Here is a 25257-nt window from a genome sequence, read left to right as displayed (position 1 = left end):
ATGCAGCGGAAAGATTATGGATGGATTACACCGAAGTTGACGGAGGTACTGAGACTTTTTGCCTGCAAGCTCATCAACTGGACGGGGATATTGTTATCTATACAGCACTAACTTTGGAAGAAACTCAAATTATTCTATTATAGGCTGACGTAGTATTTGTGTTGTTCGGAAAATCTCATCAAAGGAGCCAGTCATCGATGGACGTCGTTTACCAATTTGAAGAAGTAGCGAGACTTCCCTTGCCCGGGGATAACTGCGCCGTTGCGATTCAGCAATTGAACTCCGGTACCACCATTCAGTATGAAGGCCAAATCCTCACCTTGGATTACACGGTTATGGAAGGCCATCGATTTGCGGTGAAAGCGATTGCTCCTGGTAAAGATCTGCTTTCGTGGCATTTGCCATTCGGCGTGGCAATTCAGCCGATTCAGCCCGGCCATTATGTGATCAACGAAACAGTACGGGAAGCGCTCAGTGTGCGCCAACTGACATTCGCGGTGCCGGCGGAGCCCAATTTCGCGGATCAAGTTTCTCCTTTTATCTTTGACGAGGAGAACTTCCGGCCGGCTCAGGCATCGCCAGCTTATACGGATACCCGAACTTTCATGGGATATCGCCGCCATAAAGATCGCGGGGTTGGCACCCGGAACTACATCGTACTGCTCGGCACCACCTCGCATACGGGGAGCTACGTGAATGAGCTTGCCACTCGTCTGCAAGGCGAATGGAAGAAAGATTCGAATATAGACGGGATCGTTCCCGTCGCTCACACGGAGGGCGGCACAGAAAAGCCGAATAATGTGGAATTACTGCTGCGGACGCTCGCAGGTTTCATGGTCAACCCGAACGTCGGAGCGGTATTGGTTGTCGATTATGGTAATGAATCGGTCACGAACAAGATGGTGGAGGCTTATGCACGTGAGCATAGCTATCCGATCGATGAAGTCCTGCATAAGTTCGTGTCGCTCACAGGCAGCTTCGAAGAGGAGCTGGTTAATGGTGAAGCTTTAGTACGCGAATGGCTATCAACGGTCAACACGATGCAGCGAACGCCTGAATCCATCCGCCACTTGCGAATCGGCTTGCAGTGCGGCGGTTCGGACGCATTTTCCGGGGTATCCGCGAATCCGCTACTCGGTTGGGTTTCGGAACAATTGGTGCGTTACGGCGGTGCGGCTAGTCTAGCTGAAACTGATGAGTTGATTGGCGCGGAGCCCTATGTCCTCTCGAAAGTACGCAACGTTGAAACCGCGCGCAAATTTCTGGAACTTGTGAACCGATTTAAGGAGCGCACGTCTTGGCACGGTACCAGTGCGGAAGGTAACCCGTCAGGTGGCAACATGTATCGTGGCTTGTACAACATCTATCTCAAATCTATAGGCGCCGCTATGAAGAAAGACCCGACAACGCGGATCGATTATGCAACTGAGTACGGGGAACTCATGAAGGATGGCGGTTACTATTTCATGGATAGCCCTGGCAATGACCTGGAGAGCATCGCCGGACAGGTAGCCGCAGGCTGCAACATGATTTTCTTTACAACGGGAAATGGTTCGATCACTAACTTTCCATATGTGCCTACGGTCAAAGTGGTCACGACAACTCGCCGCTTCCAATTGCTTTCGAACGATATGGACGTGAACGCGGGGCAGTATCTGGAAGGCAAGTCGATGGATGAACTTGGCCAAGAGGTATTCGAGTTGGCGCTCCAAATTGCCTCTGGTCAGCGAAGCGTCGGTGAGAAGGCGGGCCATGCTCAAGTACAAATTTGGCGCAACTGGCAGCAGAACGATGCGAGTCAGCTGGAGACGCTGCTTCACACTCCTGTACCGACAGGAGCTCCGATAGAAATTCGAGATGATGTGATAACGATGGCTAACCCGATTCAATTTTCCTTTACTCGACATCACAATCGGCAGTCTAGTGACAATATTGGCTTGATTGTGCCGACCAGTCTTTGTGCCGGACAGGTAGCGGGCATGATCACAAAGCGCCTGAACGAGCAAGGAGCAGGGCAGCCTGAGCTCTCGCGTTTTGTCACATTGGCGCACACGGAAGGCTGCGGCACCTCGGGGGGGCCAGCCGAATCGCTGTTTGCCCGCACGATGATCGGCTATATTTCGCATCCGATGGTGGAGCATTGTTTGCTGCTGGAGCATGGCTGCGAGAAAACACATAACGACTACATGCGCCATCAGATGGATGTGATGGGCGTCGATGCGAGCCGTCTTGGTTATGCCAGCATCCAACTCGACGGCGGAATTGCCAAGGTTAGCGAGAAGGTTGAGGCCTGGTTCGCCGATCGATTGGTTGCGGCCGATACTGCGGAGAAGGTGACAGTCGGTTTGGAAGGGCTGCGCATCGGGATCGTAAGCGTTGGTGCCATTAACAAAGATGCCGGCAAGCAGCTGGGGGCATTGACTAAGATGATTGTCGGGGCCGGAGGCTTGGTCGTCGTTCCCGAGAACAGCGGATTGCTTGCCGAGGATGCGTTCAGTCAGCATCTATTTAGCACGTCTCAAGTTGGGCCGTCTATTGCTTATGGGGAACACGTCCGCCGAAAAGGATTCCATATTATGGATACTCCAACAAAGCATGGAGTGGAGACGATCACAGGACTCGCCGCCACAGGTGTGGAATTAATAATCGCGCTGATCGGTGATCGTCCAATGCAGACGCATCCTTTCGTCCCAATGCTGCAAGTGACGTCGGAACAGGCCGTGCTGCACAACCATAAGCAAGATGTCGATTTGGTACTCGAGGGCAACCCGAGCTTATGGGTGGATCATATACTCGAGCGGAGCAAAGAAATTTTGGAACATACTTATGTACCGCGTCTCTATCAGCAAGGTAATATCGATTTTCAAATGACACGGGGTCTTTTAGGCGTGTCGTTATAATGCAGACAGTAACAGAAAGCGAGGAACACTCCATGACGAACGCATTATTATCCAAACGACCGCTTGGTAGAACCGGCCACTTCATAACACCGCTATGTATTGGAGCCGCTCCGCTCGGAGATATGCCCGAAACCTTTCAATATAGCACGTCGGAGGAGCAAGCATTGGTAACACTGCGTACCGCTTTCGAAAGCCCGATCAACTTTATAGATACGGCTGCAGCATACGGCGAAGGTGAGAGCGAACGGCGGATTGGCAAGGCTATTCGAGCGAATGGTGGCCTTCCGGTTGGGTACGTGTTGGCTACCAAAGCCGACCGCGACTTCAAGACCGGCGACTTCAGCGGCGAACAGATCAAACGTTCCATCGAAGGAAGTCTCGAACGATTAGGACTTGATCGTTTGCAATACGTTTACATCCACGATCCTGAACATACCACCTTCGAAAATGTTATGGGAACCGACGGACCTTTAGAAGTACTTCATAAGTTTCAAAAGCAAGGCGTCATCGAACACATCGGCATATCCGGCGGACCGATCGATATGCTCATTCGTTATGTCGAAACGGGAGCGTTCAGCGCTGTAGAAACCCACAATCGATATACGCTGCTCAATCGAGCTGCTGAACCATTGCTTGATGTCGCTAGTCGCATGGGCGTCGCCGTCATTAACGCTGCTCCTTATGGCAGCGGCATATTAGCTAAAGGTCCGGAAGCATACGCTCGGTATGCCTATAGCGATGCTTCGCCAATCATAGTGGAACGAGCACGTATGTTCGCCAAAGTTTGCCAGGAATACGATGTGCCACTAGCCGCCGCAGCGCTTCAATTTTCACTTCGCGACCCGCGGATCGCCAGCACGGTCGTCGGCATGAGTAAACCGGAACGGGTAGCCCAGACATTGGAGCTCGCGAATTACCCGATTGCCGCTGAACTATGGCCGGCGCTTGATGAATTTGGCTATGATACGGAAGATCCCGAAGGGAATTGATTTGCTTAGTGGTAGGGGAAATCATGGTCATCTAGATCGATTCGTGACCGAGCTGCTCGGGTGATTCATTGAATTGGAACAATAATCTCGTCCCTAAGAGAATGTCTTTGGGGCGGGATTTTTTAATTACTTCAAAAAGATGATTTATAATGGGATTTACTTAACTGGGACGCAGCGATACCCGGACTGTCCACAAAAAAATGATGCAATTCCCACCATATGCCCCTTCTCAAGACAAGGGGGTTTGTGTTAAACTCAACATGTCTGATAACCTGATAAGTTAACGATAGAAAGTGGGGCTTCTCATGAAGGTTTCCTTATTTATTACGTGTCTAAGTGATGCATTATATCCCAAGGTCGGCGAAGCGATTGCAAGACTACTCGGGCATTATGGAGTTCTGCTAGAATTACCGACTGTACAAACCTGCTGCGGTCAGCCTGCATACAACAGCGGCTACTGGGATGAGGCGCGAACAACAGCGAAGACGCTACTTACCGCATTTGAAGATAGCGATTTTGTGATTTCGCCTTCGGGCTCTTGCACGTTTATGATTCATCACTACGCGAATCTATTTAAGGATGAGCCGGAGTGGCTGGAGAAGGCCATACAGCTTCAGAATAAGACCTATGAATTCACACAGTTCCTTGTAAGTGTTCTTAATATCACGGACTTGGGTGCTGTTTTCCCACATAAAGTGACGTACCACCCTTCCTGTCACGGAAGCAGGCTGCTAGGCGTCAAGAAGGAGCCGCTCGCCCTTTTGCAAAGTGTAAAAGATCTGGAGCTGGTGCCGCTGCCTTTCGCCTATGATTGCTGTGGATTTGGAGGAACGTTCTCGGTGAAAATGGCCGATATTTCCGGGGCAATGGTGCAGGAGAAAGTTGATCATGTGAAGGAAACCGAGGCCGAGGTGCTGGTCGGACTGGACTTGGCTTGCCTGATGAATATTGCGGGAAATTTGCGCTATCGAAACGAGCCGGTGCGAGTTATGCATCTAGCTGAGCTGCTGTATGAAGGGATGAAGCGCGCATGAGTCAAGCGATGGGGAAGTCAACGGTTAAGGAACGGGCAGATATCGCGCTCAATGATGAGTTTCTGCGCAAAGCGGTTAAGTTTACGACCGAGCGCCTGCGCGACGGCAAGTTGAAGGCAGCTGCCGATCATGGGAGCTGGGACGATTGGCGGGAACGCGGCAGACAGATTCGTCTGCATACGATCGCGCATCTGGATTATTACTTAACGACGTTTGCGAACAATGCGAGAGCGAATGGAGTTCATGTGCATTTTGCGGATACGGATGTTGAGGCGGTCAAAATCTCCTTGGAAATCACAGCAGCCAAACAAGCCAAATCGGTCGTCAAATCCAAGTCGATGGTGACGGAGGAGCTGCATTTGAACAAAGCGCTGGCTTCCATCGGCGTCGAAGCAATAGAAACAGATCTAGGCGAGTACATCATTCAGTTAGCGGACGAAACACCATCCCATATTATCATTCCAGCTATTCATAAAAATAGATATCAAATCGCTGAGCTATTATCGAAGGATGCTGGGGAGACGTTGGCCCCGGATACGACGATTCTGGCTGGCTATGTTCGCAAGAAATTAAGAGAGAAATTCCTGGAAGCGGATATTGGGATGACGGGCTGCAATTTTGCCATTGCGGAGAGCGGATCGATGGTCTTGTTCGAAAATGAAGGCAACGCCCGCATGGTCACAACGGTGCCCAAGACACAAATCACGCTCATGGGGATGGAGCGCATTATCCCTACGTGGGCTGACCTCGAGGTCATGGCGACACTACTTCCGCGCTCAGCAACGGGACAAAAACTGACCGTCTACATGTCAGGCATCACAGGTCCGAGAAGAGATTTGGACGCTGATGGGCCGGAAGAGATGCACATCATCATCGTAGACAACGGGCGCTCGCAGCAGCTCGGAGACCCGGAGTTCCAAGAGTTGCTCAACTGTATCCGTTGCGGCGCATGTTTGAACGCGTGTCCGGTGTACCGCCATATCGGCGGTCATGCCTACGGCGGCACATACAGCGGCCCTATCGGAGCGGTGCTCACACCAGCGCTCAAGAAAAACGTGGCGGAATGGGATGACATCGCCAATGCTTCAAGTCTTTGCGGAGCCTGCTATGAAGCATGCCCGGTGAAGATTCCACTGCATGACATGCTGGTGTCACTGCGCAGGCGCAAGGTGGAAGCGGGCCATGTTGACAAGATCGAGGCAGCGGGTATGAAGGGCTTTGCTGCGGTGATGGGCAATGCCAAGCGTCTCAACGCCGTACTCAAGCTGGGCAGAATCGGCCAAAAGCTGGTCGTCCGTGAAGGGGGCATTCGTCTGAAGGTCGGTCCGCTCAAAGGGTGGAACTCCTATCGCGTAACGCCGAGCCTTCCGAAGGCATCCTTCCGCGACGGCTGGAAAACACTCGAGCAAGAGATTCGTCATGGGCTTACGGAGGCTGATCCTGCTATCCAAGCAAGAATGGCGGACGCACTAGCCGCTCGGGGCAAAAAGGGAGGACAGCATCATGGCTAGACGAGACATTACGCCAGACTGGCAGGCGAAGTTAAATAAGCTGGATCAGCAATCCCTGGCTGAGCAAGAACGATTCATCCAAGGCATCGCCCAGAAACTGGGGCGTGCACGGGTAACAGAGAAGCCTGCACATCCTTTCCAAGGGGCATCGGATAGCTGGAAAACTTTTGACTGGTCACCCGCGGAGCGCATCGAGAACTTCACGGCCAACTTCCATGCCGCAGGCGGGCATGTTGTCAGAGTCCCTTCGATGGAGGCGGCGAAAGCAACCATCCAAGAACTCGTGGGCACGCTAAGTGTCAGACGTGTGATCCACCAGAATCAAGCGGAGTTACATGCGCTGGAACTAGCCGATGCTCTCCCAGAAGTCGACCTAGCGGTATGGAATACCGATGAAGAAACCAACTGGAAGGCCAGCGCAGCGAATGCCGATCTGGGTATCGTCCTTGCTGACCATGCGGCGGCTTACACGGGATCGCTAAGTGTGTTATCATCGAAAGAAAAAGGCCGTTCGGTCAGCCTGCTGCCTACGGCATTGATCGTCCTGCTGCCGATTGAACGCTTGAAAACGAGACTAGGCGAAATTCTCACCCCATTCGATCAGATAGCAAGGAAAGACCTGCCTGCCGGCATCCACTTCATCTCAGGGCCCAGCCGTTCGGCGGACATTGAGAATGATTTGACGATCGGTGTGCATGGTCCAGGGATTGTTCACGTGCTACTTATCGGATAGAACCTGATAGAAGAGGTACCCCTATGGAAGTTACGAAGCTGCACAAACAGAATCACTATGATGAGATTGCCCAGCAGATCAAAGATATGATTGTACATGGCCAGTTGAAAATGGGCGATAAGCTGCCTTCCACGAAAGAGCTGTCCGAGCGTTTCGGCGTCGGTCGTTCCACGATGAGGGAGGCTCTCAGCGCCTTAAAGGCGATGGGTCTTATCGAGATTCGCCAAGGCGGCGCGTGTCGCGTGATTCGGCAAGCGCCTGCCGAGGTGTCACTGCCCGAGTGGACGTCACTTCGCATGAATCGGACGACGCTCCTCGAGCTCATGGAAGTGAGACAATCGTTGGAGATCTCGATCGCAGCCATTGCTGCGCGGAAGAGAACGCCCGAGGATCTCGCACAACTGCAGCTCATCATGCAGGATATGGAGAACTCGATCAACGATGATACAGAGGGTGAACGAACCGATCTTGTCTTCCACGAGCTGCTTGTGCAAGCGACGCATAACGCAATCATGATGCAGACGTGCGATTCGATCCGCAACGCGATGGAAATGATGATTCGCGACATTCGTCGTGCGGAGCTGTATGCGAATCAGGAAGTGGCTGTTCAGCTTTTGAAGGAACATAAAGTTATCTATGAAGCGATTCACAGCGGAGATCCTGAGCTAGCCTCTCAAGCGATGCGAGTGCATTTGGAGCATGTGGAAAGTATTTTAATCAAATATATATAAAATGCGAAAAAAAACGGCCATTCCCAAAGGAGATCGGTCGTTTTCGCATTTCCCAATTTGGCTAGCTTCCAGCAGCACGCAATCGGAGCACATGATTGCGTTCAAACTGATCGGCTGATAAAGGCCCAGCCAATAAGTAACCTTGTACCTGGTCACAGCCGTGACTTTTTAGAAAATCAAATTGTGCCTTTGTTTCAACGCCCTCAGCAATAATATCCAGCTTTAAGCTGCGTGCTATTTCAATAATTCCCTCAATGAGAGAAGTATTCGATGGCTTGCCGGAAGTTGCCGGTCCCGGAAGCTTTTTTCTCGGGAAATCAGAACGAATCCGGTTGAATGTTCAAGTGCCGGAGGCGGTATTCGGAAATCATCCAGTGAGCTTCCGATTCGGCGAGGCCGGTATGAGCAAGTGGATAGAACTCGTCCTCTATGAGGGGTAGGAAAGAATGATAGACTTTGGACAACTGAACGAAGCGCTTGTGATTTTTACGATTCAATTGCAGGAAGAGTTAGATGAATAATTCATATCTAAGTTCAAGAGTCAATATCTCTAAGAGTAACGGGTGGGTTCACGCTGCGTGGAAGCCAAAGGATCAACTGCTGGGAATTAGAATCCCCTGCAAACCGAGAGCTTATATCGAATTCATGGTTGAGAGTGAAGTATTGTAATTGAAGGGTTTTCTGAACAATTTTGGATGTGTATAATTATGCATGGCATTGTAAAAGAGCAATATTTTTTTCTAATGAATTCTGCAACAAACCATCAATTTCGCAGCGCTGTTCACTTAATTCTAACAAATTCTGAAACAACAAATGTTTCAAAGTATGTTGTAGTTTTTGTTTCAAAAACTACAACATACAAATAAATGCATAAATATACATTTGTAAAAAGCTGTGCATTTGTAGGTTATCACAAAGTTTGAGATATGTTCATTCAGATTGAGACGGTGATCGAAAAGTTTGAGACAGAAAGCTGAGGAATTGCGCTTTTGTATGGCGTCATAATTATTGAGAATATTTCCAAAGTTGTTGAGACTGGAATTTCAGAATTGATGAGAAATGAATAATTACGCATTTGTATGCATTCTTAATAAGTTGAAAAATAAAAATAAACAAAAGAAGCCCAGATCAATGCATAAAATGCAACTTAGGCTTCTTTTGTCTATCTAAGGAAAAGATGCTGATGTGTCATAGCCAATTATAATGAGTGGTCTTGATCCCCGTTTCAAATGAAGGCAAGAACCAGATTCTCTCATGGAAGGTGATAGACTACCGGCGATCCCCTTTGCAAGCTTCACTTTTTCATTGTGTCGATTTCGTTTAGCAATTTTTGCGCTGAAGCAAATTTTGTGACAGATGAAAAAAGAAAATGTTTAAAGTAATTACTCCAATGTACACGAAAAACGAATAACTAAGATGCCAGCCTTTGTACTTAAAAACATGTGCCAAACTAGCGAGCCATTCCAGTCCAAGTATCAAAAGTGCAAATCCCCCAATATAAAGGATAAGGCGAATTCCTTTCAATTTCCATCTGTCATAAAAGTGCAACATAATATACATTACCGGCGGATAGCAAAAGAAATGAAGCACCGCGTCAAAGAATTCATATTTTGGACTGTCATTTTCATCGTAAAGGTCGAATGGCGATATCCCAATCAATAAGTCGCACACTTGCCCAAGATAGAGGTTAAGAAGCAAGATTAATGTTGTCAGTGCAGGAGAAAAACGTTTTGGCAACAGTAGAGCGATAACGATATTTACGGTCACAGAAAAAATGAGAAACCATTCATTCAGGTCGAATCGTTCAGGCGGGTAGATGATCGTAAAAAAGCCTGCTTTCTTAGCAACTTCCGGAACCATAGAATAAAGGAGCCCGACACTATAAGCACGAAGAGCCATTCAAAAAACGAGTAGCCGATATTCCAGCACTTAAACGTAAAGAAGCCGAAGCTTTGAAACAGCAGTTCCATACCAAACATACTCAATAGCCAGCCTATTGTCAGCGATGCTTTTCCGAAAAAATTTGCGGTTTGGCAGAAATACAAATAGAACAGCCATAGTGTAACGCAAGGTACAAAAATGATCGTGCTCATATTTAAAAACCAATACACGGAAACATTTTCCGTAATTTTAATCATTTCGGAATTAAATGTAATCGCCGTATAAACCATTTGAATTGGGATGGATATGCCCAAGAAATAAGAAATGATTTCAATCGTATAGAAGATTTTTCGAAGAAGAAATAGTGTGGACAATCCTCCCAAACTAAGGATTATCATGATGGTGATCGGTAGAGCCATGATTTGAACCTCGATTTTACAATTTATTCACTTGATGGGATGGAGACTCATTAGTTAGTATGGTTTTGGTGCAACAATTAAAATTGATCAAAGATATCCGCGATTTCGTTGTTTGATTATGCTGTCAAACCAAACAATTTGTTAATTAATTCAACTGAAGAAAGGACAAACGAATGAACGCATTCGACCTGCCCTTTCCTTAGCATATGCATGACTTCGATTCCTGCAATTGTATATTCTGCAGTTTCAAACGACTTGAATCCCAGCATTGGTTTTATGATTTTCTTTATAAACCGATGATCTTGTTCAATAATATTGTTAAGATATTTCTTTTGCCGTAGTAATGTTTCTTGTTTCATAGCCTTCTCGTCCTTTAATTGCTGAACTGCGATAGGGTAAGCTGGGTTTTTATCGACAGTGATCACGCGAGGCGATTGATTGTGTGTTGAAGTCAATGCTTTCTTGAAAAATCGTTTGGTAGCGAGAGCGTCTCGATTTTCAGACAACATGAAATCAATCGTGTTTCCTTTTGAATCTACTGCTCTGTAAAGATATTTCCACTGCCCTTTGACTTTAATATAGGTTTCATCAGTCCGGAAGGAATCATTTGTCGACTTTAAATAGGGACGAATTCGCTTGTCTAATTCTGGCCCAAACTCATGAACCCATCGCATGATGGTTGTATGAGTCATCCCAAGACCTCGTTCTTCCATCATCTCCACTAGATCACGATAACTTAGGCTATATTTCAAATACCATCTTACTGTTAGCAAGATAACTTGAGATTCATACTGCTTCCACTTAAACAAATCTAATTCCGTTTCCAACGTAATTGCCCCATCCCATGAATTCATTTCAATAATGCTATCATGGATTAGAACTTTGCACCAGAACCTGGATAAGTACAGGAATGCGAAGGTGAGCTCGTACAGCTGTTATGTGTTAGGAGAACATATTATTTATCGATCGAAAAAACACATTCTATAATGTGTAACAATATACTAATAAAAAAATGTCGGGTGACAAGAATATTATCTCATTAATTGCCGCGCAAACCGCGGTTTTTTTGTGTTATGGGATAAAGTTCTTGTCACTTCCAATTGACAAGAACTTTATCCCATTCCCGACGGGAGCTATTCTGTAAGTAAAATGATGAAGATCATTTAGTCCGTTATTGAGCTCCCTCGGTACGATTCAATTTTCTCACGAATACTCACTTATTCGCAGGATTTCATCCCATTGTGGGAGGACTCTAGAATAAAAGGGGCCGTTTAGATTGACTTCGGCAACATGAAGGCATGCGTGAATAGAGGGGGAGATAGCTGCCCCAATTTATTCCATCTACTGCACGCATTCTCCACGCCGCCCTTGGAGGTTTTCGCTCCCATATCTCAACGGGTCTAAGCCCTCTCATTCCTCCGTCACACCTATCCAAGGGGTGGAGGCCGGTCTTTCTTTTATCTGTATAATGAAGGCATCAAACTGAGCGGCTTAATGAAATGCTGCGACAACAACAATCCATGACTTTAGTCTTTTATAACAGCATGTGAAAATTAATCCTTCTTTGCGTGCTGATCACGATATTGAGCAGGGGAAATGCCATAAGCTTTCTTGAAAAGCGTAAAGAAATAGGTTGTGTTAATGATACCAACTTTTTCGCTAATCGAGGAGATCCCGTCATCTGTTGAGATCAGCAATTTCTTCGCTTCCTCAAGCCGAATATTTTTCAGGTAATCATTAAAGGACAACTGAGTATGGTTCCGGAACAGTTTACCTAAATAACCCGGAGATAGCTGTACACTGTCTGCAATGGCTTCAATGCCTAAATCGAACTCGTGGTAATGCTCCTGTAAATACCCACACACGTAGGCCAGTAACGTATCTGTTTTGGTTGCTTGTTTATTTTCCATTAGTTGGCGTATTAGCTGGCAAAATTCTTGAAGTAATTCATGAACCTCTCTCAGAGTTTCTTGGATCTGTAGTTTATTTACAACTTCGAAATACTCTTTCGAATAGTCATGCATGATCGGGAGATTACTGCCAAAATCTCTCAATAGCGTACTTAATAACTGATTTGCGCATGAAATTGCCTGATAATAACTCAGCCCATATAGCTCCTTAATGAACAAGGCGAGAGATTGATCGACCTTGCCGCCATGGTTCAAACGTAACGCTTCACACAGTTTTTTCTCAGCCTCAATGGGATAGGAATTAGCCTTAGGGGATAGATCCTTCACCATATCTGCATGAATAATGGAACGGTGACCATAGAAAAAACGATATTTAGCATAGTCTTGTGCTATTTTGAATGAATGCTGGATCTCATTTTGCTCCGTAACAACATGACCAATACTGAATGTGACTGTGAAATGGAACAGCTTATGAATGCTTTCTTGAATATCAGCGAGCGTCAGCAAAATATGAGAAGAGATAGATGGCGATTTAAGGAATAACAAAATGGCAACGGTTTGTTCATCAACCACGATATGTTCGTTACGAACATGTTTGTCTAACAGTTCATTGCTGATATTGCTCACTGAAAAGCGAAGCAACCCCTGCATCATCTGATTATGAACCTGCTCAAACTCAGCATAATGATCAATTTGAGCCAAAATAACCGTATAGTACGAATTTGCAAAATGCTCACTCATATCGGATTGCATAATATGAGCGGCTGAAAGATCATGCTGCGTTCCTCTTAATAAATGTTGAAGATACGTTTTTTTCAATACAGGTAATGACCATTGCTTTTCAATGACACCAGTTTGCGCTTGATTGATGACATTGGAGAATGCTTCTGATAGTAAAGCGAATTCGTTCTGGCTTTTCTTGGCTCCTGATCCCTGATCTCCGGTCATCCCCTGAACTTTATGAATAAGATTGCCTAACGGGTAGTAGAGCTTATTTGTTGCAAAGTAAGCCGTTACTACCCCTAGCAAGATGATTGCTAAGACAATGATCCAAGTAAAGGAGCGTAGAACAGAGATATCTGAGATGAGCATTGCGAAAGGCTTTATAGAGATAAAAAACCAGCCAAGCTGATCTGACTTGACGTAAGTGACGAGCTGTTGTTGTCCATTCAGCATTACTTTGAAATAATGAGATTTGCTTGAAGACTCTAATATTTCATGGATGTATGAGATTTCATTAAAGTTCTTCATGAACTGAGAAGGGTCTGTATGAGATAAGACAAGCCCACTCGCATCGATGACAAATGAATCCTCACTAGCACTCGAGATAGATTGCATAGTTTGCATGATGTATTGTTCATCTATGTTGATTAGAATGGCCCCTCTATTCATAGAAGAAAGCGCATAGTTCGGTCGGAGTATGAAAGTAAGAACATTGATTGGTGTCAAGGACGATGAGGGGAATAAAGGTTCAAGCTTTTGGGCAAATAAATCGATATATTGCGAATGAGGCGTTGCTAAAATTTTGTTCTTCTCTACATCATTTAGCTCGTATGGGGTACCTCTGGTCGTTAAAAACCTCTTCGTATAATCGTTATAGATACCAATATCCTTAATGAACGGATAGGTAGATTGGACCTCTGTCAAAATATCCATGGCTTCACGATCTTGAAGCTTGTCAGAGGTGCGATTCATTAACACAGTAATGATCCGGTTGTTATTTTGAAGTTGGGTCCCCACCGTAATAATTTGTTGATGAACGATATTGGACGTATAGGATGTTTGTTGAAGCATGGAGATGAGGTTTTTACCGATCGTTTTTTCCGTTTGATTTGCGTAGAACAAATAGAGGGTAGAGCTGACAGTCATGACGGTCAAAGCGACAAGCAGAACAAAATATATCCACATTTTTCGGTATGCCGAGTAAACGAACCATTGTTTCCATTTCAACCGATTCACCTCCATCGTTGCAAAATTCCCCTCATTGATACTTCCTGAAAGTATTCTTCTAGAACTATAAAATACAGTTAAATTTTATGCAATGTCAAATGCCTCCATTAGCAATAATTGAAGTCATATCTCTAAATTAAAGTCATTAAAAGCCCTGATTTTAAAGGGGTTTTAAAGAATTTGAGTATACAAGCTGCCTACTCCCCATGCATAGTAAAGCTATCAAACACCAACACGAATAGGCGAAGGAGGAGGAAGGATGATGGCTTTAACAAAGGCAAGAGTTGTTCGAAAATATTCATTTATAACCGATATCAGGAAAAATCCGATCGCATATGTACTGATATTTCCGGCCATGCTGTATACGTTTTTTTACGGTTATATGACGCTTCCTTATATGCTGATTGCTTTCCAGAAATTTAATTACACCAAGGGAATATTCAGAAGTGAGTGGGTAGGTTTCAAAAATTTTGAGTTCTTCTTCAATTCAACATCGGCTGCACTGGTTACATGGAATACGCTAAAATTAAATTTTCTATCGATTATCTTTGGAACATTGGTTGCCTTGATCATGTCGATTTTGTTAAATGAGCTTCGCTCGCGTACCTTTAAAAGAGTTTCACAATCGACACTGCTCTTCCCACACTTTTTATCGTGGATTATTGTTAGCTATATTGTTTATAGTCTTTTTTCAACAGAGTACGGATTTATTAACCATATTTTCAAATGGGTAGGATTCGATCCTCATAACTGGTATTCGGAAGCAAAGCCGTGGACATGGATCCTAGTTGGACTTAGCGTATGGAAAGAAACGGGCATGTCGGCTGTTATTTATTTGGCAGCAATTGCTTCTATAGATGAATCCTTATATGAAGCAGCAAAGATTGATGGGGCGAACAGATGGCAGCAAATTAAGAACATTACGATCCCATTGTTAATGCCTACCGTTTCCATTCTAACGCTTCTTGCCATTGGGAAAATATTCTATTCGGATTTCGGCATGATTTATGCCATTATCGGTGACAATGGATTGTTATATCCGACAACGGACGTTATCGATACGTATACGTTCCGAACGCTCCGCACTTCCGGTAACCCTGCAATTGCCATGGCCATCGGGATGTATCAATCAATTGTGGGTTTTGTACTTGTCCTGGTTGCCAACTGGCTAGTGAAGAAATCAAGTAAAGACAGCGTGATTTTCTGATGGGAGAGTCGAAATAATTGAAAAAAGTGGATGTATTTCAAAGTATCAATACGTTACTCGTTTCCGTATTTGCCTTAATTTGCACACTGCCCACTGTGCTAGTGCTCATTGTGTCCCTCTCTGATGAAGAATCTATTCGGAATAAGGGATACAGCTTTTGGCCCGACAGCTTTTCAATAAGCGCTTATAAATCGTTGTTTACAGGGAATCATCAACTACTTCAAAGCTATACGGTTTCTTTTGGAGTTACCCTGGTCGGTACGGCTGCAGCTGTCTTAATTACTGGTATGGCAGGCTACACGTTAGCCAATAAACAGGTCCGTTACCGCAATAAACTTGCCTTCTTTTTCTTCTTTACTATGTTATTCAACACAGGTTTGGTGCCATGGTATATGATCAATGATTTCCTTGGCTTTAAAAATAATATCATGGCGCTTATTGTTCCGACTTTATTATTTAGTCCGTTTAATTTGTTTCTCGTCCGCAATTTTATGCAGGAATTGCCAGAGGAGTTATTTGAATCGGCTAGAATGGACGGAGCGAGTGATGCTTACATCGCTTTTCGAATCGTATTTCCACTGTCTCTGCCGGTTCTGGCAACAGTGGCGCTATTTTATGGGCTCGGTTATTGGAATAACTGGTTTAACGCGATTATGCTGGTCGACAAGCAAAGCTTATACCCACTTCAGTATTTGCTCTATAAACTTCAATCCGAAATCAGCATGGTGAACCAGATGCAAGGAGCAGCTGCGTCCAATATCACGTTACCTTCGGAATCTTTCAAAATGGCTGTGGCGATAATAACGATCGGCCCCATTGTGCTGCTCTATCCATTTTTGCAGCGATTCATTATAAAGGGGCTTATTGTTGGAGCAGTCAAAGGTTAGTTATACCGCTGCAAAGCTGTATATATAAAATGAATCAAGTGAGAGGGGTTTGAAAATGAATAAGACCAAAAAACGTTTCACCGCTATGAGTTTAGTAGTCCTCATGTTCGTAGCCTTATTAGCAGCTTGCAGTCAATCATCCAGCGATAAGAGTTCTGATGGCAAGCAAGCACAAGCGGAATCGGATGAAATCCTGCCGGTACGTTATGTGATCCCAGGCATTGCGGCACCTTTTACGGATGAAGTTGTGAAAAAAGTGAATGAGAAATTACTTGCTGACGGGGTCAAAGTGAAGCTGGAATTGAAATTTATCCCGTGGGATGCTTGGGATCAGAAAACGAATTTGATGCTGAGCACAGGCGAAGAATTTGAAATGCTTCATGTTATGGAGAACGGATCCGTGCCAACCGCTGCTTACGTCGGTCGCGGAGCACTTCAACCGTTGGACGCACTTATTGATAAATATGGACCCAATATTAAGAAAATCATTCCTGAATATGCATGGAAAGGCGCTAAAGTGAGTGGTAAGATCTATGCCATTCCAGCCGTATGGCGTCATGAAACCTTAAGCAGTGGTGAATTAGGTACACTAGGTTATCGTCAAGATTTATTAGATAAAACGGGACTCTCCTTCCCGAAAACGGCGGAAGAGTTCGTGACAACAGCTGAAAAAATGCAAGCTGTGGCTGGGAAGAAGTTATATGTTCAAACGGAAACAGACGGAACGCCAGTATTCTTACACCGTACGTATGATACTTGGCCATTCTATGTCGACTATCGTGAGCAAATTATTAAAGTGGATCAAGCCGGACAAGTAAGCTCGTGGTTGGAAAGTGATGAATTCAAGAAAGATGCCAAGGTCTTCCGTCAGTTATATGAGAAATCACTAATTAACCCTGATATTCTGACATTAAAGAAAGAAGAGCGCGATAAAGCCATGTCTTACGGTGATTTCCTTTACAGCACGTTTGGATCATGGGCATACACAACATCTTCTGCGAAAAACAATCCGACTGCCGTCCTCAAGGAAGGATATCTGGCTAAAGAGAAGTCATTGCTGCAGTTCTTGGCATTTGGGAATGCGAACGCTATTCCTGCAACCTCCAAGCACCCAGAGGCAACGATTAAATTCTTAAATTGGTTGTATGCCAATAAGGATAACCATAATCTGTTCATTAATGGCGAACAAGGCGTACACTATAAACCTGTCGGTGAGCGTAAAGCGGAATCTATCAAAAAAGAAAATGAAGTTGCATATAGTTTCCCTTCCTGGATGATCGGTAACATCAATTATATGTTGTTTAACGTGAATACACCGGATGAGACGGTTGATTTACAAATCAACGAGACGAAAAGTAAAGTTGAATTCTCTCCTGTGTTAGGCTTCCATCTCAACACCGAACCGATTGCAGTGGAATATGCAAACGTTTTGTCGGAAATTAAAGCTAAGATTTTCCCAATCAAGATGGGGTATCAAGACTACGATAAATACTTTCCAGCGGCTATTGCAAGCGTGAAGGCTGCAGGACTTGATAAAGTTGTGGCTGAGTATAAGAAACAGTTTACTGCTTGGAAAGAGGCTCAGAAATAGAACGTACATCCGTAATCCGCAGGATTCCTGCGGATTACTCTTTCATTTAATATAATCAAGAAATAGGCGTTGTCATGAAGAAAGGAAGGTGCAGGAAATATGGCAATTGATATTATAACAAATCCTACTGCTATCCATGTAGAGACAGAGCAGGGCTGGAGAATCTTGAACTTGCAGGATGGTTCCAAAGGGAAATGGAGCAGTGCTGACATCGAGGTGCAAACGGGTGCAAAATCAGAAGGACTCGTCGTTACTTTGGCGTCTTCCGTTGATGCTGTTAAGTTCGTCAAGCTCCGCTGGAATTTTCGCTTGCAAGAGAAGTATGTGATACTTGGCGATCACTGGGAGCGCGCTTATGGTGATTTGGAATGGCGTGGCATTGTCCCAGAACGCATCATGCCATGGTATTTTTTGACGAACAACGGAGTTGTGACAGACGGTTATGGGGTTCGAACGAGTCCTAATGCTTTCTGTAGCTGGCAGATAGATAAGGATGGACTGACGTTTACCGCTGATGTTCGTAATGGAGCTGGGGGCGTTAACCTCGGGGCAAGACAGCTTGAAGTGGCAACGATTGTCACTCGCTCCGGTTCCAAAGGCGAATCGGCGTTCACAGCATCTCAGAAATTTTGTAAACAGATGTGTGAGAAGCCTGTTCTGCCGTCCCAGCCTGTATACGGAGGGAATAATTGGTACTATGCTTATGGGAAGAGTTCCCGTGATCAAATATTGGCAGACTCCCGATTTATTTCGTCGCTGGCATCATCACCGGACAATCGTCCATATATGGTTATTGATGACGGCTGGCAGTTAGCTAGCGGGGATGGTTCATGCAAAGGTGGTCCATGGACAGGCAACGCATTATTTCCGGATATGCCTGGTTTGGCTCGTGAAATGAAAGAAATCGGTGTTAGACCGGGAATTTGGTGCCGACCTCTCATGTGGTCAGGTGAAGTTCCCGATGAGTGGGTTCGTTATGTGGTTGACCCCAATGACAAGATTCTCGATCCGAGCCATCCTGAAGTACTCGCTCATATTTCGAAGTCGATTCAGGAGATTTCAAGCTGGGGCTTTGAACTGATTAAGCATGATTTCAGTACCTATGATCTGCTTGGGAAGTGGGGATTTCAGATGAAATCGGATCCCAACGGACTATCCCATGCTTTCTTTGACCAATCGAAAACAACAGCAGAAATCACACTTGATTTATATAGAACGATTGCGGAAGCATCTGGGAGCAGTTTGCTGATTGGATGCAACACGGTTAGTCATCTTTCGGCCGGTTTGTTCGATATCCAACGAACGGGAGATGATACGAGTGGAAAGTCATGGGAACGTACACGTTATATGGGGATCAATACACTAGCGTTCCGTATGGGTCAACATGGAACCTTTTTCAGTCATGATGCGGATTGTATTGGTATAACCGAACAAATTCCATGGGAAATAAATAAGAATTGGTTGCATTTGCTTGCTGGAAGCGGGACTCCTTTGTTCGTATCCGTTGACCCTGCCATCGTGACCAAGGAGCAAGAGTCGGAATTGCGAGCAGCATTTGATTTAGTGTCTCAACAGCTGCCAACTGGGGAACCACTGGATTGGATGGAAACCACCTGTCCAAGCCGATGGCTCCTGAATGGCAAAGAATCCGAGTTTGTGTGGAACCAGACGTCCATGGAAGGAACCAAACCTGCTGATAATCACTGGTGGTTGTAGTATGTCTACCCTTAAGGAGGTAACCTATGAAATTCGTATTAATTGGTGGAGGTAGCTTTGTATTTGCGCCAACCGTTATTGAAGATATCATTGTGAAGCATAAGCTAGCAAATGATGAATTGGTTCTCGTGGATTTAAATGCTGAGGTTGTTGAAGCAATGGCTGGAGCGGGAAGACGAATTGCCAACGAAATGGGTGTTCCCGTCCAAATTACCGCTGTAACCGATCGCAGTTCAGCCCTTCCTGGTGCAGACTTCGTTATTGTATCCGCATCTCCGCAGGGAGCGCGTCGCTGGACAATGGATTACGAAATCTTGAATGAATTAGGTATGGGGGATCAGGCCCGGGAATGTGGTGGACTAGGAGGCTTGATGAACGCCTTTCGCTCCATTACTATGATCATGGGTATTTGCAGAGATATGGAGGAACATTGCCCAGAAGCAATTCTCTTGGATGTGACAAACCCCATGCCTAGAGTCGTCACAGCGATTGATCGGTATACTTCTATACGCGCTGCTGGATTCTGCAACATTGCTTATCAAGGCGCGAATGGCTACACATTTCTCCCACAATTACTGGGGAGAGAGCCAGAGGAGGTGGAGATTGTTACAGGAGGTCTGAATCACTTTGCCTGGGTATTGGCGATAAAGGATAGACTTACAGGAGATGATCTTCTTCCCGTACTTAAGAGTTATCTGCAAGAAGGGGATTGGTCTGCACAAAGTGGGGGCAAACATCGGGAGCTTCATGTCATGCGACGGTGGCTTGAGATTTATGGAGCCATAGCAGCAGGGGCCGTTGATCATCATGCGGAATATCTGCCCAAGCAGGCTGATATTCATTATACGACAACACCGCCATATCACGGCTCAGAAGAAGAACGTAAGCGCAGACTAGAAGAGCTTCAATCTATTGCGAAAGGAGAGCGGGATTGGGATGATCTTTTCACACATGGCAGTTGGGAGCACCCCGTAGACCTCGCGCTTGTTTTGCATCACGGGGATACTCAAAGCTTGGAAATTTTGAATGTTCGCAACAGTGGAGCAATTCGGCAACTGCCTGATGAAAGAATCGTTGAAGTGCCCGTCTCCATATCGGATGGCGTCTGGACACCGATCGCATTGCCGGAATTTCCACATGTGTTGGCAGAGCTATGCAAGACAATCTCCGATGTACATGAGCTGACAGCAGAAGCAGCTGTCAAAGGGGATGCATCGCTTGCCCATCGGATCGTGGATCTCGATCCTGCAATCACGGACAAGAAGAATGCGCATATCGCGCTTGATCGCATGTTAAGCGTTCATGCCGATATGCTGCCGCAATTCCAGTAGATGTAGGCAATTACAATCGGGATAACGAATCCAAGAATACACTTTGGATTGCGACAAGCTAAGCCTGAAGCCGATGGGTTTACATAATCATGGAGATACAGAATATAATGTCAGAAAAACCAGCAAACTTTCGCCTTTGAGTTTGCTGGTTTCTTGCATTTCAGAACTCCAACAAAATTATCCATATTTATGGGGAATAGGTAACTTTTTTCTACACATGAAGAATGGATCTGGAAACCGGGTCTGCCGATGCATCCTGTTAAAACTGACGCATATGCGTTTTTCCGTTCTGTGATCGCGCAAGAAAAGGATGGGATACAGCGTCCAGTTCTTCATGAAACCAATTTCATGGAACAGTTTATTGTTATGCCAGTAAGTCGAAACGGTCAGCAACAAGCCTTCGTTGTCATCGGTCCCGCTACAAAACAAACGTTGAGCGAGCAGTTGTGCGGCAAACTATTGTATGATTATGGAATCCCAAGCGAGTAGTAGTCGAAATGGATGACCGAAAAAACAGTTATGCGAAAGACCTGCTGATATGCTATCAAGTAGGTCTTTTTGTATGCAATTAAGTCGTGAAAACGTTAGCCAAGTAGTCGTAATACTGTTAGTTAACTTATTTGGATTGTAATAAAATGAAGGTGAACTCGATACGATACCGTGATTGAAGGAGGAATTATAGCTCTGATACATCAATTTCCCGAGGGTTTCTTATGGGGAGCATCGGCCGAGTGCTGGTCATTTGGGAAACATCGCTAAGCAAAGCGCATTAGAGGGGTAACAAGGAATGAAACGGTTTAACAAAGTAGCCATTGTAACGGGAGCAGCGTCCGGAGTGGGTAAAGCAATAGCAGAGCTATATGCACAAGAGGGTGCTAAGGTTGTGGTGGCAGATTTGAATGAGGCAGCTATTGCTTCAGTCGTCGATGGCATCAATCAGGCTGGTGGAACGGCTATTGGAACGTGTGCTCAATATCAATTTGATAGGCCCAATGCGGGCAATCCGCAAAACACTTCTTTTTATGCTCGAGCAAGGTGGTGGCGTAATCGTCAATATTGCATCTGCGGCTGGAATAACCGGTGGCAAGGGGGGCGTCGCTTATACAGCTGCCAAGCATGGCATCGTTGGTTTGACTAAGAATGTCGGCTATACGTATGCCAAATCGGGTATCCGTTGCAACGCAATTGCTTCTGGCGGAGTTCGTACAAATATTAGCAGTTATATGGGCAATATTGATATGGCGGGTATGCAGACGTTCAGGGAAGGTTCAAGCACACAACGAAGTGAAGCGGTCGATCCGAGTGAGATTGCAACCGTTGCGCTATTCCTTGCTACTGAAGATTCCCGTTTTGTTAACGGGGCCGTGATCGCTGCTGACGGTGGCTGGACGGCATATTAGAGAAATGGAGGGGAATGGCGCGCTACGAATGACGTGAAACAAGTCCAGAATGTTTTGCAGATGGTTCTTCGGATTATGCTATAGAAGCTAACTTGATGATAAGCGGTTGTGGCATTTTTTATTATAACGATATAAGTTCAAGTGACAACATTGGGCCATCAGTTGATGGAGGGGACAAGAGTAATGTAAAAGTTAAGAGTTGGGAAAGTAACCAATCGAAAACCATCATTTATTTAAATCTGCCAAGGCAACTAGCCATGGCTTTTTTTCTTGTTTATGTTGTAATATCAAAAACGCTGATGTAGCAAGAAGACATATTCTGGTTCATGGGAAAGGCCCTAAACAGCGTCTGGTGTATATAAGTAATATCATGCGGAAGTACATGAGAAGGTATGAAGCATTAAAGCAGGAACGATTCAAAAAACGGTTACTGGATGAAATTGAGGATTATTTTTTCCTAGACCAATCTGCTGTAAGATTGTCTCGCTCCCGCATCAATAAGATTTTGAAAGAATTTGAAGTGGTTTTACGGAGTCTTTTATCGATTTATGTTCTTGTCCTCCTCCGACATTATGGTCATCTTATTTCGAAAAGATACGAAATGTGGAAACCGATATACGGTGAGCGTGCTGAGGTTGATGAAAGCCTCGAAGAGGCAACAATCTGCGTGGAAAACGACTTTGGGAGGATTATGGAAATCCGTTTGCGTGCTTATTCTGAGGGAACAGCTTTTCAATACTTTATACCTGAGCAGGATAAACTGAAGGATTTTACAATTACTCAGGAAGATACAGGTTTTACTTTCCTCAAAGGAAGTATGTCATGGGAAGAGCATGGAGTAGAAGGAGATTTTTGTGTAGAACATCATTTCCAATATGTTCTTTTTAATGGAGGCTGGTACGGATCGCTTGATTCGGCAAATAAAGCAATCGATCCTAAAAGATTGGGGGATAGCAGGCATTAAATTAGGGTTTGTTAAAGTAGGGCCTCAAGAGTGACGCGATGGCGATTATACGCTTTGCTATTTTGATAAACGATTGAAAGTGACGCATGCTCATATGCTGGCAAGGGGCGTTATTGTGTATAGTCCGATACAGATGATGTTCTGGTATGATAAGCCATCGGATTGGAAGGGCGAACAGGAGATAGAATTCTGGGAGAAGCTGCCAGTCAGTCCTCCGATCCTGAATATTTGTTACAATTGAAAAGTTATAAATAGATGGCTGCTCCTCCCGAGCTTTCCAATTGAAACTCGAGAATTGTATCTTTGGTGACTTCAGTAGAGCCTATCTCGACCTTTGTACGTGTATCAAGTTCCGGTACATCTTCATAAATCTGTGCGGCATATTGCATCACATCAACCAGATAATGTAGCGGAATTTTCGCATTACGAGCTTTCTCATTAGTAATGCAACCGATAAACCATTCGTTTCCCTTGCGTCAGTCAATGGTTGCATATTCTCCGATTTCCCCTGATATTCCAATTGACTCATACCATACGACTACCGATGTTAATTTAAGCGACTCATCAGCTTTCCCTTCATATCCGTCGTTTCTATGAGTCATAAAGCTTGCTCTATCTGTTTGTCCCCCTTTGAAGACTTTCTAGGAGGATTAATTGTGGGAGCCTTAACTGGTATGTTTACCGACCTTATATTGGGGGAATTCTATTGTTCGCCGCTCACTTTACCGAGATTGTACATGCTGTCCGGGATATCCCGGATGAGAGATTCTTGTATCAGGCCATACAACTGGCGGCAGCACAGGCACTTGGCCGAAAATACGATTTCAAAAAAGGCATTCCCGTTATTGTGGAGGGGGGCATTCATTTCGGTACGAATATTGAGCAAACAAGGAGACTAGTGCAACTGTTCCCCGCTGCAAAGCTAATACATGCCGTTCGGGATCCGGTCATTGCATTCGCATCTGCAATGAATTATCAGCTTCGTTCGGGCCATGCCACGGTTTATAATCTCTGTTATCAGCTATATTCATTATTTCAGGCAGTTCCAGCTTACGAACAATGGATCGAACGTACATATGTGGTCCGGCTAGAAGATTTGCATACTCGTTCCTTGGAAACCTTGCAACTAATTTGTGGTTGTCTTGACATCGGATGGAGCGATACGCTGCTTATCAGCACATTTGGTGGTAAGAAATGGTGGAACACATTAACATCGGAGGTATTGTCGGGGTTCACCACACGAACGATCTCCAAGACCTACGATGAGCTATTGACACAATTCGATAAGTTACGTTTTCGAATCATGCTAAGAAGTAAGTATGATTCATGGGGCTATCCAATCAACGATGAAACTGAAACTTTGGAAAAGCCCATAGAAGATCTGCTTGAATTGCCGTTTGCATTCGAGAAAGAGTACGCAAGGGATGAGTTGACGCTGAAAGCAAACAACAAGATCATCCGTAAGTTGCTTAGAAAGCAGATGAGCATTCAAATTCCTTATGAGAGGAAAGTGCACGTGTTGTCACATGAAATGTTGGTATCGATATGAATAGCGGTCATGTGTATTGGATAACAGGATTGGCAGGAGCAGGAAAAACGACGATAGGCAAGCTTCTCAAGCAGGAGCTACTATTGCTCGGACGTCCAGTCATTCTACTCGATGGAGATATGTTGCGTGAAGCCTTTGGCCATGATCTCGGCTATTCGTTGGAGGGTTACGGATAGTCTCAACAATTATGAATATTTTGATTGTTTTGACCAACTCATTTCATTCATTTTCTCACTAATTATGAAACCGTGGCTTGATATATCAAGGTTTTTAACATCTAAATTCTCAATAAATATGCCGCCACACATTTTCTTTTTTGTGTGTTTGTTGTCATAATTTTTGAAAAAATTTTCAGAATTAGTGAGGATAGATTCTCAAAATTGTTGAGAAATCTATAATAATGCATTAATATACAGGAAGTAGTTTATCCAAGTCTTCAAAAGTAGAGTTATTAAACCAATTACGAGACATGTGGAGTGCTATTCACTCTAAGTTTGGAACGGAAATAAAGGGAAGTAACGGTGGAAGCCCTTCTCATGAAGAGCTTTTGTTTT

At 45.0% G+C, this 25257-nt stretch carries 21 protein-coding genes and 2 pseudogenes; 18 read left to right on the top strand and 5 right to left on the bottom strand.

The features are described from left to right. Positions 1–197: 197 nt before the first annotated feature. The 6 genes from QFZ78_RS13085 to QFZ78_RS13060 all read left to right on the top strand — a co-directional run bounded on the left by QFZ78_RS13085 (position 198) and on the right by QFZ78_RS13060 (position 7898). Positions 198–2900 carry a UxaA family hydrolase gene (locus tag QFZ78_RS13085; protein WP_307548070.1) on the top strand — a complete coding sequence of 901 codons (2703 nt, stop codon included), beginning with the start codon at positions 198–200 and terminating at the stop codon, positions 2898–2900. Further along, positions 2900–3889: an aldo/keto reductase gene (locus QFZ78_RS13080; protein WP_307548068.1), complete on the top strand. Its 990-nt coding sequence runs from the start codon at positions 2900–2902 to the stop codon at positions 3887–3889. Before QFZ78_RS13085 ends, QFZ78_RS13080 begins: the two co-directional genes overlap by 1 nt. Before the next feature lie 305 nt (positions 3890–4194). Next, positions 4195–4923 (top strand): (Fe-S)-binding protein, encoded by a 729-nt coding sequence (locus QFZ78_RS13075; protein ID WP_307548066.1) that lies wholly within the window; start codon positions 4195–4197, stop codon positions 4921–4923. Further along, complete coding sequence (locus QFZ78_RS13070) at positions 4920–6434, top strand: LutB/LldF family L-lactate oxidation iron-sulfur protein (protein WP_307548064.1); 1515 nt, start codon at positions 4920–4922, stop codon at positions 6432–6434. The genes QFZ78_RS13075 and QFZ78_RS13070 overlap by 4 nt, the downstream gene beginning before the upstream one ends. Further along, entirely contained in the window at positions 6427–7167 is a 741-nt protein-coding gene (locus QFZ78_RS13065) for a LutC/YkgG family protein (protein ID WP_307548062.1), read from the top strand. The genes QFZ78_RS13070 and QFZ78_RS13065 overlap by 8 nt, the downstream gene beginning before the upstream one ends. Before the next feature lie 23 nt (positions 7168–7190). Further along, complete coding sequence (locus QFZ78_RS13060) at positions 7191–7898, top strand: FadR/GntR family transcriptional regulator (protein WP_307548060.1); 708 nt, start codon at positions 7191–7193, stop codon at positions 7896–7898. Between the two features lie 61 nt (positions 7899–7959). On the opposite strand, the gene QFZ78_RS38560 is transcribed toward QFZ78_RS13060, so the two are convergent. After that, positions 7960–8118 (bottom strand): EAL domain-containing protein, encoded by a 159-nt coding sequence (locus tag QFZ78_RS38560; RefSeq protein WP_483874840.1) that lies wholly within the window; start codon positions 8116–8118, stop codon positions 7960–7962. A gap of 34 nt (positions 8119–8152) precedes the next feature. On the opposite strand from QFZ78_RS38560, the gene QFZ78_RS13055 reads away from it, so the two are divergent. Continuing rightward, positions 8153–8338: a hypothetical protein gene (locus QFZ78_RS13055; protein ID WP_307548058.1), complete on the top strand. Its 186-nt coding sequence runs from the start codon at positions 8153–8155 to the stop codon at positions 8336–8338. Between the two features lie 1350 nt (positions 8339–9688). On the opposite strand, the gene QFZ78_RS13050 is transcribed toward QFZ78_RS13055, so the two are convergent. The 3 genes from QFZ78_RS13050 to QFZ78_RS13040 all read right to left on the bottom strand — a co-directional run bounded on the left by QFZ78_RS13050 (position 9689) and on the right by QFZ78_RS13040 (position 14058). Continuing rightward, entirely contained in the window at positions 9689–10198 is a 510-nt protein-coding gene (locus QFZ78_RS13050) for a hypothetical protein (protein ID WP_307548057.1), read from the bottom strand. Positions 10199–10314: 116 nt separating this feature from the next. After that, positions 10315–11025, bottom strand: a complete 711-nt coding sequence (locus QFZ78_RS13045; RefSeq protein WP_307548056.1) for an IS6 family transposase — start codon at positions 11023–11025, stop codon at positions 10315–10317. A 726-nt stretch (positions 11026–11751) separates the two neighbouring features. Then, positions 11752–14058 (bottom strand): AraC family transcriptional regulator, encoded by a 2307-nt coding sequence (locus tag QFZ78_RS13040; protein WP_307548054.1) that lies wholly within the window; start codon positions 14056–14058, stop codon positions 11752–11754. A 259-nt stretch (positions 14059–14317) separates the two neighbouring features. Here QFZ78_RS13040 and QFZ78_RS13035 point away from each other — a divergent pair, with 259 nt between their 5' ends. The 9 genes and pseudogenes from QFZ78_RS13035 (at position 14318) to QFZ78_RS12995 (ending at position 23395) form a co-directional block, all read left to right on the top strand. Next, positions 14318–15265, top strand: a complete 948-nt coding sequence (locus QFZ78_RS13035; protein WP_307548052.1) for an ABC transporter permease — start codon at positions 14318–14320, stop codon at positions 15263–15265. Between the two features lie 26 nt (positions 15266–15291). Next, positions 15292–16152, top strand: coding sequence for a carbohydrate ABC transporter permease (locus QFZ78_RS13030; protein WP_307555654.1), 861 nt, complete (start codon positions 15292–15294; stop codon positions 16150–16152). Positions 16153–16207: 55 nt separating this feature from the next. After that, positions 16208–17743 (top strand): extracellular solute-binding protein, encoded by a 1536-nt coding sequence (locus QFZ78_RS13025; RefSeq protein WP_307548050.1) that lies wholly within the window; start codon positions 16208–16210, stop codon positions 17741–17743. A gap of 99 nt (positions 17744–17842) precedes the next feature. Continuing rightward, a complete protein-coding gene (locus QFZ78_RS13020) occupies positions 17843–19459 on the top strand; it encodes an alpha-amylase family protein (protein ID WP_307548048.1) in 1617 nt (538 codons plus the stop codon). A 26-nt stretch (positions 19460–19485) separates the two neighbouring features. Beyond that, positions 19486–20790 (top strand): family 4 glycosyl hydrolase, encoded by a 1305-nt coding sequence (locus tag QFZ78_RS13015; RefSeq protein ID WP_307548046.1) that lies wholly within the window; start codon positions 19486–19488, stop codon positions 20788–20790. Between the two features lie 249 nt (positions 20791–21039). Continuing rightward, positions 21040–21279, top strand: a complete 240-nt coding sequence (locus tag QFZ78_RS13010; protein WP_307548043.1) for a hypothetical protein — start codon at positions 21040–21042, stop codon at positions 21277–21279. 298 nt (positions 21280–21577) lie between these two features. After that, positions 21578–22190: pseudogene (locus tag QFZ78_RS13005) on the top strand (SDR family oxidoreductase). 382 nt (positions 22191–22572) lie between these two features. Continuing rightward, positions 22573–23154: a glycoside hydrolase family 97 N-terminal domain-containing protein gene (locus QFZ78_RS13000; protein WP_307548041.1), complete on the top strand. Its 582-nt coding sequence runs from the start codon at positions 22573–22575 to the stop codon at positions 23152–23154. 115 nt (positions 23155–23269) lie between these two features. Next, the gene (locus QFZ78_RS12995) at positions 23270–23395 is read left to right on the top strand and encodes a hypothetical protein (RefSeq protein ID WP_307548040.1); all 126 of its coding nucleotides are present in this window, start codon (positions 23270–23272) and stop codon (positions 23393–23395) included. 4 nt (positions 23396–23399) lie between these two features. On the opposite strand, the pseudogene QFZ78_RS38555 reads toward QFZ78_RS12995, so the two are convergent. Continuing rightward, a pseudogene (locus QFZ78_RS38555) lies at positions 23400–23618 on the bottom strand (glycoside hydrolase family 97 C-terminal domain-containing protein); the annotation flags it as partial. A 242-nt stretch (positions 23619–23860) separates the two neighbouring features. On the opposite strand from QFZ78_RS38555, the gene QFZ78_RS12990 reads away from it, so the two are divergent. Continuing rightward, positions 23861–24703, top strand: a complete 843-nt coding sequence (locus tag QFZ78_RS12990; RefSeq protein WP_307548038.1) for a sulfotransferase — start codon at positions 23861–23863, stop codon at positions 24701–24703. Then, entirely contained in the window at positions 24700–24879 is a 180-nt protein-coding gene (locus QFZ78_RS12985) for an adenylyl-sulfate kinase (RefSeq protein WP_307548037.1), read from the top strand. Before QFZ78_RS12990 ends, QFZ78_RS12985 begins: the two co-directional genes overlap by 4 nt. Positions 24880–25257: the final 378 nt, after the last annotated feature.

Origin of the sequence: Paenibacillus sp. V4I5 (assembly GCF_030817255.1) — a bacterium.
Classification (GTDB): Bacteria; Bacillota; Bacilli; order Paenibacillales; family NBRC-103111; genus Paenibacillus_E.
The sequence above is the reverse complement of the archived record's forward strand: the minus strand, read 5'-3'. Positions and strand labels throughout refer to the sequence as shown.